The sequence below is a fragment of the Leeuwenhoekiella sp. LLG6367-2.1 genome (assembly GCF_045055775.1).
Lineage (GTDB): Bacteria > Bacteroidota > Bacteroidia > Flavobacteriales > Flavobacteriaceae > Leeuwenhoekiella > Leeuwenhoekiella aequorea.
The window spans coordinates 1382413-1396878 of the sequence record NZ_CP159331.1 but is presented as its reverse complement, the minus strand read 5'-3'; the positions used below and the strand labels follow the sequence as shown (position 1 = coordinate 1396878).

General features: G+C 36.4%; 15 protein-coding genes. 5 read left to right on the top strand and 10 right to left on the bottom strand.

The genetic code is table 11. The features are described 5' to 3' along the window. Positions 1 to 47: 47 nt before the first annotated feature. From ABVM53_RS06345 to ABVM53_RS06335, 3 genes are read right to left on the bottom strand one after another with little or no spacing between them, the layout of a single operon-like run. Positions 48 to 1199, bottom strand: a complete 1152-nt coding sequence (locus ABVM53_RS06345) for a Gfo/Idh/MocA family protein (RefSeq protein ID WP_405330542.1) — start codon at positions 1197 to 1199, stop codon at positions 48 to 50. A 1-nt stretch (position 1200) separates the two neighbouring features. Continuing rightward, positions 1201 to 2433 (bottom strand): nucleoside permease, encoded by a 1233-nt coding sequence (locus tag ABVM53_RS06340; RefSeq protein ID WP_128758051.1) that lies wholly within the window; start codon positions 2431 to 2433, stop codon positions 1201 to 1203. Between the two features lie 7 nt (positions 2434 to 2440). Continuing rightward, entirely contained in the window at positions 2441 to 3418 is a 978-nt protein-coding gene (locus tag ABVM53_RS06335) for a sugar phosphate isomerase/epimerase family protein (RefSeq protein WP_405330540.1), read from the bottom strand. Positions 3419 to 3611: 193 nt separating this feature from the next. On the opposite strand from ABVM53_RS06335, the gene ABVM53_RS06330 reads away from it, so the two are divergent. Genes ABVM53_RS06330 through ABVM53_RS06320 form a run of 3 tightly spaced genes read left to right on the top strand, consistent with a single transcriptional unit; the run spans position 3612 to position 6864 of the window. Next, a complete protein-coding gene (locus ABVM53_RS06330; protein ID WP_371455866.1) occupies positions 3612 to 5297 on the top strand; it encodes a GMC oxidoreductase in 1686 nt (561 codons plus the stop codon). Positions 5298 to 5299: 2 nt separating this feature from the next. Further along, positions 5300 to 5938, top strand: a complete 639-nt coding sequence (locus ABVM53_RS06325) for a gluconate 2-dehydrogenase subunit 3 family protein (protein ID WP_405330538.1) — start codon at positions 5300 to 5302, stop codon at positions 5936 to 5938. Continuing rightward, positions 5938 to 6864 (top strand): hydroxypyruvate isomerase family protein, encoded by a 927-nt coding sequence (locus ABVM53_RS06320; protein ID WP_405330536.1) that lies wholly within the window; start codon positions 5938 to 5940, stop codon positions 6862 to 6864. Before ABVM53_RS06325 ends, ABVM53_RS06320 begins: the two co-directional genes overlap by 1 nt. Positions 6865 to 6948: 84 nt before the next feature. On the opposite strand, the gene treF is transcribed toward ABVM53_RS06320, so the two are convergent. The 4 genes from treF to ABVM53_RS06300 all read right to left on the bottom strand — a co-directional run bounded on the left by treF (position 6949) and on the right by ABVM53_RS06300 (position 11236). After that, positions 6949 to 8559, bottom strand: coding sequence for an alpha,alpha-trehalase TreF (treF, locus tag ABVM53_RS06315; RefSeq protein ID WP_405330534.1), 1611 nt, complete (start codon positions 8557 to 8559; stop codon positions 6949 to 6951). An 80-nt stretch (positions 8560 to 8639) separates the two neighbouring features. Further along, complete coding sequence (azu, locus tag ABVM53_RS06310) at positions 8640 to 9152, bottom strand: azurin (RefSeq protein WP_128758046.1); 513 nt, start codon at positions 9150 to 9152, stop codon at positions 8640 to 8642. An 81-nt stretch (positions 9153 to 9233) separates the two neighbouring features. Beyond that, entirely contained in the window at positions 9234 to 10214 is a 981-nt protein-coding gene (locus ABVM53_RS06305; protein WP_405330532.1) for a YheT family hydrolase, read from the bottom strand. Beyond that, positions 10214 to 11236 carry a bestrophin family protein gene (locus tag ABVM53_RS06300; protein ID WP_371455606.1) on the bottom strand — a complete coding sequence of 341 codons (1023 nt, stop codon included), beginning with the start codon at positions 11234 to 11236 and terminating at the stop codon, positions 10214 to 10216. The genes ABVM53_RS06305 and ABVM53_RS06300 overlap by 1 nt, the downstream gene beginning before the upstream one ends. Before the next feature lie 122 nt (positions 11237 to 11358). On the opposite strand from ABVM53_RS06300, the gene ABVM53_RS06295 reads away from it, so the two are divergent. Then, entirely contained in the window at positions 11359 to 11838 is a 480-nt protein-coding gene (locus tag ABVM53_RS06295) for an acyl-CoA thioesterase (RefSeq protein ID WP_371455607.1), read from the top strand. On the opposite strand, the gene ABVM53_RS06290 is transcribed toward ABVM53_RS06295, so the two are convergent. Then, entirely contained in the window at positions 11835 to 12731 is an 897-nt protein-coding gene (locus ABVM53_RS06290; RefSeq protein ID WP_405330529.1) for a DMT family transporter, read from the bottom strand. The two genes, ABVM53_RS06295 and ABVM53_RS06290, sit on opposite strands and share 4 nt — an antisense overlap. A 3-nt stretch (positions 12732 to 12734) precedes the next feature. Further along, a complete protein-coding gene (locus ABVM53_RS06285) occupies positions 12735 to 13088 on the bottom strand; it encodes an arsenate reductase family protein (protein ID WP_371455609.1) in 354 nt (117 codons plus the stop codon). An 80-nt stretch (positions 13089 to 13168) separates the two neighbouring features. Between ABVM53_RS06285 and ABVM53_RS06280 the strand changes: the two genes are divergently transcribed. Further along, on the top strand, positions 13169 to 13657 hold the full coding sequence (locus tag ABVM53_RS06280; RefSeq protein ID WP_405330527.1) for a DinB family protein: 489 nt from the start codon (positions 13169 to 13171) through the stop codon (positions 13655 to 13657). Here the strand turns inward: ABVM53_RS06280 and ABVM53_RS06275 are convergent. Then, positions 13629 to 14390: a PdaC/SigV domain-containing protein gene (locus ABVM53_RS06275; protein WP_405330525.1), complete on the bottom strand. Its 762-nt coding sequence runs from the start codon at positions 14388 to 14390 to the stop codon at positions 13629 to 13631. The two genes, ABVM53_RS06280 and ABVM53_RS06275, sit on opposite strands and share 29 nt — an antisense overlap. Positions 14391 to 14466 lie beyond the last annotated feature (76 nt).

Here is a 14466-nt window from a genome sequence, read left to right as displayed (position 1 = left end):
TTTATTTTATACAAACACAGCGTCTTAAGAGACGCTGTGTTTAATTATTAATTTTTTAAGCTAACCCAAGCAGCGTTATTATCGCTTGAAGCTACAGATGCGTATATAAACTGCATACCGCGTAAGCCGTCATCTATAGTAGGGAAATCTGGTCTTTCAGATAGGTCGGCTCCATTCTTTACCGCTTCAACTTCTTTTGCAAAGCTGCGGTATATAGTAGCAAAACCTTCTAAGTAACCTTCCGGATGACCCGGAGGAACTCGTGTATATTCGGTAGATTCTGGGTATGTGCCATTACCACCAGGAGTGAAAATCTGCTTGGGTTTATCTAACCAATAAGCTGTTAATTCATTCGGATTTTCCTGATACCAAGCTACGCTTCCTTTTGTTCCATAAATACGTATGCCCAGATTGTTTTCTTCTCCTGTAGCTATTTGAGATATGCTCAAAGAACCCTTAGTGTTTCCTTCTAAACGTAATAAAATATTACCATCATCATCGAGAACGCGACCTGCGCCAAAGCTGCTTAAGTCTGCAGCTACCTCTACAATTTTCTTACATGTAATATACTCCGTTAAGTTTTCTGCGTGAGTACCTATATCGCCTAATGCACCACCTATTCCAGATTTTTTAGGATCTACACGCCACGAAGCTTGTTTGTTTTCGGTTTCTTCAACCGCAGTTGACATCCACCCTTGTAAATAATGTACAACTACTTTACGCAATTCACCAAGCTCTCCATTTGCTATCATCAAACGAGCTTGTTTAACCATAGGATAGCCCGTGTAATTATGTGTTAGAGCAAAAATTTTACCGCTGCTTTTTACTACTTTTTGAAGATCAAATGCTTCTTCTAGCGTTAATGTTACGGGTTTATCGCAAATAACATGAAAGCCAGATTCTAGCGCTAATTTTGCAGGTGGAAAATGCATATGATTAGGAGTGACAATGGCAACAAAATCCATACGCTCATTTTCAGGAAGTTCTGCTTCCTTTTTAATCATTTCCTCAAAGCTTTTGTAAGCACGCTCAGGAGCTACTCCTAAAGCTTCGGCAGATTGCAGACTACGTTCTGCATCACTGCTAAACGCCCCACAAACCAAGTCGATCATACCATCTATTCTGGAGGCTCTACGGTGTACATCTCCTATAAAAGAGCCTTGACCGCCGCCTACCATTCCCATCTTAAGTTTTTTCATCTTATAAATGTTTTTCTTCTACTTTTTCATTCTTGAAGAATATAGCAAAAAGAACCATAACCACTACTGCAAAAAGTACCGGAAATGTCCAGATGCCATTCCAATCGTGAACCCCTTCACTAATTAAATTACTGTCTGTTACTTTTCCTGCTATAAAAAATCCCACAAGCATTCCTACTCCGTAAGTTGCTAAAGTGATAAGACCTTGCGCAGAACTTTTAAATTTCTCTCCTGCTTTGCTATCTGTATAAATCTGTCCTGATACAAAGAAGAAATCATAACAAACTCCGTGAAGCGCGATTCCTATAAATAACATAACAACTAGCTCGTCTGCATTACCATAAGCAAATAATAAGTAACGTACTGCCCAAGCAGCCATACCTATTAATAAAGTATATTTTACACCAAAACGCTTAAAGAATAAGGGTAGTAACAGCATAAATAAAACCTCAGATACTTGACCTATTGCTGCTTTTGCAGTTGATCCCTCCATACCTATTTCAGTAAGAAACGGACTCAAATTCTGATAATAAAACGCTAGTGGAATACATATTAAGATTGAAGAAGCAAAGAACACCAGGAAATTTCGGTCTTTTAAAAGAGATAAAGCATCAAGACCAAGAATGTCACGAATTCCTACTTTTTCACCTTTTGCAACAACAGGTGGAGTTTTTGGCAAGGTAAAACTGAAAATCCCTAGAACTGCTGAAGCTATTGCGGTCATTAAGAAGGTGTTTTTAAGAGCGCCATCTGCCAGGGCTTCTGTACTATCCCAGAAAAATACATAGCTAATCACAACACCGGCAACAATCCATCCTATGGTGCCAAATACACGTATGTATGAAAACTCTTTAGCCGGATCTTTAAGTTGTCTAAATGAAACCGAATTTACTAAAGCCAGTGTAGGCATATAAGCAATCATATACCCTAAAACATAAGGATAGAAAGCTGCAAAATCTGTAGCATTTGCCATTTGATACATAAGTACGGCGCCAATTAAATGTAAAACACCTAGAATACGCTCGGCATTAAAGTAACGATCTGCAATTAACCCTATAATAAAAGGAGCAATGATAGCTCCCCAGGATTGAGTAGAAAATGCAGCGCCAATTTCACCGGCATTAGCATTTAAATTTTGACCCATAAATGTACCTAAGGTTACAAACCAACCTCCCCAGATAAAGAACTCCAGGAACATCATAATTGAGAGTTGTACGCGAATAAATGATTTCATAAAATAGTTAGTTAAGATTTTGTGCTGCAGCAAGCAGTAATTCTTTGGTTTTTATAATTCCTTGTTCGGCAGTAAGATTGTTGCCTTCATATTCTATACCTATATATCCTTGATAACCGGCGTCTTTTACTACTTGAAGAATTTTTGAAAAATCCATTGAAGTCTCGTTACCGTTCTGGTCAAAGTTATAGGTCTTGGCACTAACAGCTAAAGCTTTTGGCATCATTTCTTCAATACCTTGATAACGTGGGTATTCTTCTAGGCAAGCGCCATCCCATTGTGCACCATTTTCACGTTTCATACAAAAATTACCGAAGTCAGGAAGTGTACCACAGTTAGGTTTATCTATAGTATTAATGACCTGCATAAGTAATTTTGCGTTAGAAGAAAAGCCACCGTGATTTTCTACAATCACTTCGATATTTTTTGTAGCTCCATAGTCTGCCAATTTCCCTAGACCGTCTATTGCGCTATTTTTCCAAACTTCCTCATCCGGTGCGCCTATCAAATTAACCCGAATAGCGTGACAACCTAAATAAGCGGCGGCGTCAATCCATTTTTTGTGATCTTCAACGGCTTGATTACGCTCCTGTTCATTTGCAGCTGCAAGATTACCTTCGGCATCAACCATTATTAAAACATTATCGACATTAAATTCTTCAGACTTCGATTTTAATATGGGAAGTATAGAATCTAATGCTACTTGATCATTAGAATAAGTCTCCATAAGTGGGGTGTAAAGTTGGCTTACATATTCTATTCCTTCAAAACCCATTTTGTGGGCTTTTTCAGCAAAATCCAATGGGCTCATTTCACCATTGCGTATTGCTTCATTAAGGGACCATTGTGCTAAAGAAATTTTAAAAAAAGGGTCATTTTGAGCAACTACAACGCTTTCATTGACATTTTTTTCAATTTTTTTTTCGCTTTTACACGACATTACAGCGACAGCTGTAAGTGATGCTAATAGGAGTTTAATGTTCATTGGCTAAGCAAATTAGGTTGTTTCTAGTTGAGTGCAATAACGTATGTTTTACACTTAAAACATATAAGATCTCTAAATTATACTTTTTTTGGTTTAACTAAAAAATAACTTAAAATTTATATATTTGATAGTATTGGCTAGAATATATTATCAAAAAACTAGAAAAAACGTGAGTAGTATTAAACCTGAAGAGATGTACGATGCCATTGTGGTAGGTACTGGAATTAGCGGTGGCTGGGCCGCCAAAGAGTTAAGTGAACAAGGTCTAAAGACTTTAGTTCTTGAACGTGGTCGTATGGTAAGGCATATTGAAGATTATCCTACCATGAATATGGATCCTTGGGATTTCAAATTCAAAGGACAGCCTACAAAAGAAGAGGAGGCAAAACAGTTTAAGCAAGCGCGTACAGGTTATACTACAAACAAAGCGCATAGTCACTTTTTTGTAAACGATTTAGAGCATCCTTATAATGAAACTAAGCGTTTTGACTGGATGCGAGGATATCACGTAGGAGGTCGTTCAATTATGTGGGGCCGTCAAAGTTATCGTTTGAGTGATATAGATTTTGAAGCAAATAAAAAAGAGGGCGTAGCAGTAGACTGGCCGGTACGTTACAAAGATATTGCTCCTTGGTATGACAAGGTTGAAGAATACATAGGTGTGAGTGGTGAGAACTTAGGACTTCCTCAGTTGCCAGATGGTAACTTTGGACCACCAATGGATCTTAACTGTGTAGAAGAGCATCTTAAAAAGAATATGGCTCAAAATTACAAAGATCGTCTGGTAACTATAGGTCGCACCGCACATATTACTTATACAGATAAAACATTTGAAGGGCGTTCTGCGTGCCAGTACCGAAACAGATGTATGCGCGGTTGCCCATTTGGTGCTTACTTTAGTAGTAACTCATCTACGTTGCCAGCAGCAGAAAAGACAGGCAATATGACTTTGCGACCTTTTAGTATTGTTAAAGAGGTTATATATGATGACGCAACTAAATTAGCAACTGGAGTAAAAGTAATTGATGCCGAAACTAAGGAGGAAATGACCTTTAACGCTAAAGTCATCTTTTTATGTGCATCTGCAATTGCTTCTGCTTCTATTTTGATGCAGTCAAAATCAGATCGTTTTCCTAATGGATTAGGAAATGATAGTGGAGAGTTAGGTCACAATATAATGGATCACCATTTTCAGGTAGGTGCTTCCGGTAAATTTGATGGCTATCATGATAAATATTATAAAGGACGCCGTGCAAACGGATTGTACATACCTCGATTTAGAAATGTAGGTGGTGAGACCGATCAACCTAACTTTAAGAGAGGTTATGGATATCAAGGTGGTGCAAGCCGAGGTGACTGGACTGAAGCAGTAGCTGAAATGAAATATGGAGAAGATTTAAAAAAGGCAATTTCTGAACCAGGAGACTGGACGATAGGAATTACAGCTTTTGGTGAATGTTTACCATACCACGAAAATAAAATGACCTTAGATTATAATAAGGTTGATAAATGGGGAATCCCAACGATCACTTTTGATGCAGAGTGGAAAGAGAACGAGTGGGAGATGCGTAAAGATATGAAGCAGCAGGCAGTAGAAATGCTTACAAATGCTGGTTTTAAAGATGTAAAACCATACGATAATCCTGGAGCTCCAGGTTTAGGAATTCATGAAATGGGTACTGCTCGTATGGGTAGAGATCCTAAAACATCGGTTCTTAACGGAAACAACCAGGTACATGCTGTGCCTAACGTTTATGTTACAGACGGTGCATTTATGACTTCTGCTAGTTGTGTAAATCCATCATTAACTTATATGGCCTTTACTGCGCGTGCAGCCGCACACGCAGCAGAGCAATTTAAAAACGGAAAATTCGCATAATTATGAAAAGAAGAGAGGTTTTAAAGAATATTGGTCTGGGAGCCGGCTATGTTATGGTAGCTCCAGCCGTTTTTAACTTATTGCAAAGTTGTAAAAGCGAACCTAAAAGCGACTGGGAGCCTGTTTATTTAAATGCGGCTAATGGATATGCTTTAACTAAAATACTTGATGTTATTTTGCCTAAAGGAGATACACCGGGTGCTTCAGATCTAAATCTTGCTCAGTTTATTGACAGCTACATGAATGAAGTAGCAGGAGACAAACAAAAAGAAGAATTTAAATCTGGTGCAAATGCATTTGCATTAAGCTTTAAAGAGAATTTTGATAAAGAATTAGTCGATGGAGATGATGAGGATTTTGAAAAAGCGGTAGCAAAGTATCTTGGGGCAGATAATGAAACCAGAGATGCATTCGTTAAGCGTATTTCTGAAACTCAGGATCCAGATGCTCCAACAGCAGATTTTGATGCTCATGCAGGGTCTTATGCTTATTTAAGTACGGTAAGAGATCTTGGAATTTGGGGATGGAAAAACAGCGAAGAGGTAGGAGAAAATGTTATGTGGTACGATCCTATTCCTGGTGCTTATATTGGCTGTATGCCAGAATCTGATGCTGGCGCAGGAAAAGCAATGTCACTGTAATGAAAAGACGTTTATTTATACAAAAAGGAGCCCTTAGTGGCTCCTTTTTAGCTCTGGGTGGTACAGAGTTATTTGCATTGCAGAATACTGTTAATGCAATGCCCAAGCATCATTTTAACTTAAAGTATGCGCCGCACTTAGGGATGTTTAAAAATAGTGCAGGTGACGACCCTATTGCGCAAATAAATTTTATGGCCGACCAAGGGTTTACAGCATTTGAAGATAATGAAATGCGTAATCGAGAGGTTTCAGAGCAAAATAGGATTGCAGAGGTAATGCGTGCACGTAATATGCAAATGGGTGTATTTGTAGCACATAAAATATATTGGACCACTCCCAATCTTACTAGCGGCAATCAAAATTTGCGGGATGAATTTCTCTCAGACATACAAGCTTCTATAAGTGTTGCAAAACGCGTTAATGCAAAATTTATGACGGTTGTACCGGGTTATATTGATATGACTCAAAATATCAACTATCAAACGGCTCATGTAATTGAAACGCTTAAACAAGCTTCTGCATTATTAGAACCAGAGGGACTAGTAATGGTTTTGGAACCACTTAATTTTTATAACCACCCCGGATTATTTTTAAAAGAAAGTGGTCAAGCTTATCAAATTTGCAAAGCAGTTGATAGCCCTTCGTGTAAAATACTTTTTGATATTTATCATCAACAAATACAAGAAGGTAACTTAATACCTAATATAGATTCATGTTGGGATGAGATCGCTTATTTTCAAATGGGTGATAATCCCGGTAGAAAAGAGCCAACAACAGGTGAGATTAATTATAAGAATATATTCAGGCATATTCACAAAAAAGGCTTCAATGGAATTTTGGGGATGGAGCATGGTAACTCGATTTCCGGTATAGCAGGAGAACAAGCGGTTATAAATGCCTATGTCGCGTGTGATAATTTTATATAGTAACTAATAGGAAAAAAAACAGCGGGTGTTAACTTAAAAAGTTAACACCCGCTGTTTTTTTTTTGATTCCGGAGAATGATAGAATTAGCGTTTATTCTTTTTAAGATCCAAATAAACCCCATTTGTCCAGCCAAAACCATCTTGCGTGGGATATTCTCCTCCTCCGGCAACTAATGTGGTGTCAATCACATTGTATTTTTCAAGCATTTTGCCGGTACGTTTATAAACCTGATCATTAAGATTTAGCCAGCGAGAAGTAATTTTTTCAGCTAATGTATTTTTTCCATAAGATTCTAATCCGCGTACAGCAAGCCATTGATGAGGTGGCCAGCCATTAGGACTGTCCCATTGTTGTTTATTTAATTCAAGCGTTGTTACCAGTCCGCCTGGTTTTAAAAATTGATTTTCTAAAACTTGAGAAACTGACTCTGCTTGTTTTTCTGAAGCTAATTTGAAATATAAAGGATAAACCATAGCGAGTGAAAGGGTAGGGGAAGCTTCCTTTTTAATCATATTATAATCTACATATGTACCCTTCTTTTTGTCCCACAAATACGTGTCTATAGCTTTTTTACGGATTGATGCAGCCTGTTCTAATGCTGTTGATCCTTCCTCGTCATTTGCATATTTGCGTACCTCTGCTAATGTTTGTTCTAGGTTATAAAGAAGCGCATTAAGATCTACGGGAATAATCTCTGTAGTTTGTATAGTAGCAATGTCATTAGGATCCTCAAACCATCTGCTGCTAAAATCCCACCCACTCTCGCATGCTGCTGAAATATTTAAATACACCTCTGCTGCATTACGTCCAGATTCTTCAGCAGTAGTGACATCTTCTAGATAGCTTTCTGCTCGTGGAGTTGTCGTATTGCTGTAATATCTATTTAAAAAGCTTCCATCTGGCATTTTAATTACCCGATCTATAGCAGCATCTGAAGCAAGGGTTTCACAGCCTTTCATCCAGAATTCATATTCTTTTTCAAGTGCATCATGATACTTGAGATACACCTCACGCTCTTCTTTTATTTCTGCTAAAAGATTTACCATTTCAGCAAAAAACGGAGGTTGTGAACGACCCAGATAGTAAGTTCTGTTTCCGTTAGGTATAAAGCCAATAGTTTCAATTTGATAAGCAAAATTGTCTAATATATTTTCTATTAAGTCTATTTCGCCTGCCTCTTTTAAGCCTAGAAGAATAAAATAACTATCCCAGTAATAAACCTCTTGAAATCGACCGCCAGGAACTATGTAAGCGTTAGGTAGAGAAATTCTCGAGCCATTTTCTACGGCATCTGCATCTCTTTTTAAATACGGCCATAATGCATTAATATGCTCAGAAGTAGATAGAGTAGTATCAGATTTGAATGTCGAAGTAGCTATTTCGGGAAGCGTAAAATTATCGAGCACAAAGGTTTTTAAATCAAAATCGGGTTGATTTTTTAGTTTTTTGTATCGAGCTAAAATTGTATCTGATGAAAACTTAGGTTCACAATCTACAAAGGTTTTTCCGTCAGGAAAAACACGATTCGTTTGTACTGCCACTAATAATTCACCAAAACGTTCTAAAGGATCTAAATTTTTATTTGGAAAACTATCAGATTCCTGATCTATAGTTTGGGTTTGAGATTCTTTTTTACAGGAAGTAAAAGATAGGGTCATTACAAGTACGAGTATGATGGAGTAGTAAGTTTTCATAATTTTTATAAAGCTAAAAAGCCCAAAAATTATTCAGTTCAATAACTTTTGGGCTTTTGATTAGAATATAAGATGTTATCTTATTCTACAATAAATTTACCTTTCATTACACTGTAATGACCGGGGAAGCTACATATAAAATCATATGTTCCAGGTTCTGGAGCATCAAATTCTATAGTGTCTGATTGACCGCCACCTATCATTTTTGTGTGAACAATTACAGCATCTGTATCTTCAGGGATATAGTCGTTATCTCTTGCTGCAGAAGCTTTAGCTCCAAAGGCAGGAATTTCAGTTCCTTGAGTTAATAAAACAAAATTGTGTCCCATTACTTCAACTGGCTGCTTCCCGGTGTGACGAAGGGTCAATTTTACTTTTTTACCTGCTGCTACGCGTATTTCATTTTTATCAAATTGCATTAAATCTGTAGCCAGAAGAACTACTTCTGTAACATTTTCATCTGCTTTTTTTGATGTTGAAGAGGTATTAGAACCAATTTTTACTTCCTCTTTTTCTTCCTTATTTTCTTTATCACCGCAGTTAACTAAAACAAGTGATAGCGCTAAAAGAAATGTGAATTTTAATGTTTTCATTAAGTTTTATTTTAAGTAAGGGCTAATATACGCAAGAATTTAGAGTACACCAACACCGGTATGACGTTAATAGTGGTAAAGTTAAGAATTACAATGCGCCTGTGCGTTAAAAAATTCTACTGTTCTTTTTTCATTATAAGTAATTCCTTTACCCGAAATAAACCCTACGTGACCACCGCGTTCTGGCATCTCAAGATGTAAATATTCGTGATTTGCAGATAAATCTATAGGATAGCATTTTTCATTCAAAAAGCTGTCGTCTTTTGCATTAAGCAATAAAACGGGTAATTTAATATTTTTAAGAAACTGCCTGCTACTACTTTTAGTATAGTAATCTAATGCATCTGTAAAGCCATGAGCAGGAGCCGTGTAATACTCGTCAAACAAACGAAGAGATCTTATTTTTTTGTAATTATCTAAAGTTAGATGCTCTGGATAATGGGAGAGTTTCATTTTATATTTTGCTCTCAAATCTTTTAAGAAAGACCACCTATATACCCAGTTGCCAGGTTTCTCTAAAGCTCCTAAAGAATCGTATAAATCTACCGGGGTAGAAATGGCTACGGCTGCGGCTAAATTTGACGGTCGTTCTCTCTCTTCCCCCAGATACTTTAAAATTAAATTGCCACCTAAGCTAAACCCACATAGATATAAAAAAGAGTCTTTATATTTAGTATTTATGTGACTTATAATCTCTGCAACATCTTCTGATGCTCCAGAATGATACGATCTCAATTTGCTATTAATTTCACCACTGCAACTTCGTAAATTCACTGCAGCACAGTGATATCCGTTGTCTAGTAATTGCTTAATAGTTCCCAGCATATAAGTTCTTTTTGCGGTGCCCTCAAGACCGTGAAAAAGAAGAACAATTTTTGAATTTCCCTTTGTATTCTGGGGGAAACTCCAATCTATATCTATAAAATCTTCATCGCTCAAAACAAGGCGCTCCCGTTTTTGTTTAACACCATAAACACGTCTAATTTTTGCTGCAAAAATGGTGTTGAAATGAGAATTCTTAAATGGACCTTTAGGTTTGTATGTAGAAGGAATTACAGGCATTAATATAAAATATCGTCTTTGGGTTTTATAGGATCGGGTAAGTCTTCTTCGTTTAACATATCTCTCAAGTCAATTTCTATGGTTCTACAAAGAGCAGTCATAGGGACATCATTTGCCTTACCTTCAAAAGGGTCTTCACTATTGTCTCCTACATATTCCATAGTGGTAAAAATCCACATAATTAATACAGTAAATGGAATCATTTGAAGAAATAGAAACGAGATTTGTCTTGCAGGTTCTATATCTTCGGAAACGTGATTTTCAAAAATATTTAATAACCCAAGCGGAAGTAACAGAACAAAAATCCAAGTAAATACTTTTGAGAAATATCCATATTGTCTGGGGAAAGGCGTGTTTTTGATACGTTCACACATTCCTTGAAAATCATAGAATTTACCAAGCGCTTCTTGTAATTGCATTTCCTGAAAGCCATCTATAACTTGATCTTTTCTTAATCGCTGAATAATTAAAGCCTGATTTTTTATGAGATGTGTTGCGGGATTTGCTCGGTTTTTTGTCTCTTCATATTCACTGTGACCTACATATTGATGTGCTTCACTGCTATCTTGATTACGTTCTGCGTGACGGTCAAATAAACGTTCTATTAAAAGCCCTTCTTGAAGACTCCAGCTTCGGGGTTGTCTTAATTGAACACGTAATGCATTTAACCACGCTATATGTCTGTAAAATAAATCTCTCTTAATTTCTTGCTCAACTACAGGGTCATCAATGCTTATTAAGCTTAATACCCGCACTCCCCACGTACGACTCCAGTTAACAATCATTCCCCATATTTTACGACCTTCCCAAAAACGATCATAACTCTGACTGTTTTTAAAACCCAGATAAAAAGAGACCGCAATACCTATTACTGTTAACGGTTCAAAAGGGATATCTATAAAATACCATCCCAAATCGTGATAAACGAAAAAGATAGTTAAGGAATAAATTAGAAAAAAAATGAGTTCTTTCCAGGTGTAGCGCAGGATTAACTTCCAGCTAATATTTCTTCTAATTAACATATTTCAATTTTGTGTTGTCAAAGATAGTGGGATTTGTTTCTACAGTAATGGCTATTAAGGTAAATTTAAAATAGTATGCGCGCATAGGATATTTCAATATCTTTGTGCTTTAAATAATAACTATGTACAAGAAAGATTTTGAAATTAGGTGGAGTGATATAGATGCAAACAGACATCTTGCAAATAGCGCATACATTAATTTTATGAGTCACACGCGTATGGCTTTTTTAATGGAAAATGGTTTTGGGCAGCAAGAAATGGCTAAACATAACATAGGCCCTGTCGTGTTTTACGAGCATATGTATTACTTTAAAGAAGTGTTTGCCGGTAAACCGGTAAGTGTCACATTACAATTAAAGGGAATCTCTGAAGATGGAATGTACTTTGAGTTTCAGCATGATTTCTATGATTATAAAGGAAGAAATTTTGCTAGTTGTGAGATGATGGGTGCTTGGATAGATTTAAAAGAGCGTAAACTCATAAGTCTTCCGGAAGAATTATATGCAAATCTCTCATCGTTAGAACGAACAGAAGATTTTAAAATCCTTACTAAAGAAGACACGCGACGTTTCGGCAAAAAGCCAAAAGATCTAAGTGCTTAAGAAACTTTAGATTTTTTAGTACGAGTAGATAAATAAACACCTGCAAATATTAATAGACCGGCTAGTGCTCTTACCGGTGTTATACGGTCTGCTCCTACAAGAACAGCAAATATTACAGCTATTAAGGGTTGTAGATAAATAAATGCACCTACAGTTGAGGCTTTAAGGGTCTTAAGTGCATACAAGTTTAAAAAGTAGGTTGAAAATGTGGTTCCTACCACTACAAATAGCATAATCCAGATTACCCGTGTAGGTAAATCTAACCAGTTTACATCGGTGAATTCTGAAATGGTAAAAGGCAGATTTAAGAATACACCTGTTAAAAACAGCCACTTCATGAGTGTAATTGTTGAATATTTATTTGTAATAGGTTTTACTAATATTAAGTATATGGCATAAGTGGCCCCATTAACAAAATAAAGAACATTTCCCAGCGGTATATTAGGAGCGTTTGCCTGTGTTGAAGCACCAAAGAGAACCAGTACTAAGGCGCCTAACATCCCAATTGCAATCCCGATGATTTTAATCGGTGATATTTTTTCTTTTAAAAATATAGCTGATAAAACAAGTAAAATAACCGGTGATAATGTGATAATTACAGAACTGTTAATGGGTGTTGATAAGCTTAAGCCTTTGAAAAAAGCGAGCATATTAATAAACATTCCGAAAACAGCGCAGCCAAAAAGTCGCCAATAATCTTTGGGATCTATTTTTTCTGACTTTGTAAAGAGGCTTGCTAGCCAGAAAAGGGCTGCCGCTCCTACCACCCGCAATAAAATAAAGCCGTAAGCGCCTATATATTGAGGCATAACCCCTTTAGCAAGCGTATGGTTTACACCATAAATAGTGCTGGCACCGGTTGCTGCTAAAAGTGCTAATACGCGCTTATCCATAATTTAAGAGTGTATCGAAGCTTTAGCTTCAGCTACGACCTTTTTGCTATTACCTATAAATATTTTATCATTATTTACAATTACAGGTCTTTTTAGAAATGTATAATGCTCTAAAATTAATTCCTCATAATCCTGCTCTTCCAGATTTTGTGTGTTTAGATCCCGTTCTCTATACAAGCGGGCACGTTTATTAAAAAGCATTTCAAAACTGCCGCAAAGATTATGTAATTCATCAAGCTGCTCCTCAGTGATAGGATCTGTCTTTAAATCCTGTTTAATAAATGCAGAAGGGAGTTCCACTTCCTTTAAAATTCGAGTACAGGTATCACAAGTAGATAAGTAATAAACTTTTTTCAAAATAAGAAATTTAAAGATTCAGTAAGGTACAAAGTAATTGCTTTTAGCGCAAAAATGGTACTTTTAAAAAAACTAACATTATGGGCTTCACGTTTGATTATACTTTAGATATTACTCGCAAAAATCGTGAACTGTTAAAAGGGTTTTTGAAAACAACAACTTTAGAGGATTTAAATAAAATTCCTGCCGGTTTTAATAATAACATAATCTGGAATATTGCTCACGTTATCGCAACTCAACAAATCCTTGTGTATAAATTTAGTGGTAATGAAACCCGGGTTTCTCCGGATTTTATAGAGAGGTATCGCAAAGGTACCAGACCTGAGCAAGACATTGCACAAAGTAATCTTATCACACTATGCGAATTGTTATCTACTACGGTAGATTACGTGGCAGAAGATTATAAGGCAGGTATATTTAAAGATTACAACTCGTACACGGTTTCTACTGGGAGTACCTTAACTACAGTTGAAGAGGCTATAACGTTCAATAATTTTCATGAAGGAATACACTTCGGTTCCATTTTGGCCTTGCGTCGTGCTATAAATCTATCGAAAGGTATTCTTTAACCTCATCAAGCGGTAAAGTGATTATAATTTGTCCTTCTGCATAGGAGGCAACCTCATAAGGATTATATACCAGAAGCAGCTCTTGATCGTTAAACCCTAAATTAGCCGGTAAAATAAATTCGTCATTTTCAAAAAAGTAACCTGTGCTGTTTATATTTTCTTCGGCAGCAATACCTTTTTGTTTTTTGAATTTCGTTTCAGCTAACTTTAAAAATTCGGTCTTATTCTTAATTATTTCATTTGTTGATAAGGTTTTTCCGGTACTCTTATCAAAGTTTAAATATGATGTGCTTCCATAGCCGTGCGCTCCTCCCCAATAGCTGTAATTATCAATATTAATACTCAACAAAACATCGGTATTTGAGCTTATAGTAGACTTACTGGTAAATACATATTCTGCGGAAGCATCAGGGAATTCTTCTTTGTAGGAACGATAGCTGGTTGCAAAATTTTCTAATGCAGCTTCTAAGGTTAAAATTTTACTGCTTTCATCTGGATCGATGTCTAAATTTTTAATCAGTAGTTGTTCAATAGCATTATTTATAGTGTCGGCAAGCTCTTGATTACCGATTGCAGTAATTCTTTCAATTTCGATTTCAGGGCAAATATTTTCTTTACAGAAATCTAAAGTTGAAGACGTATAGCTTTTGGTTTCAAAAGTTAAATTAGATTCTTTTTCCTGGCAACCGGCTACTATCAAAAGAAGAATAGAAATGCTAAAAAGTTTTTTCAAAATAATTTTTTTAAGCCTGTTAAACATTGGATAAAGGTACATTGATTTTTGGCAATGGATAATTAGCGTGGTACAT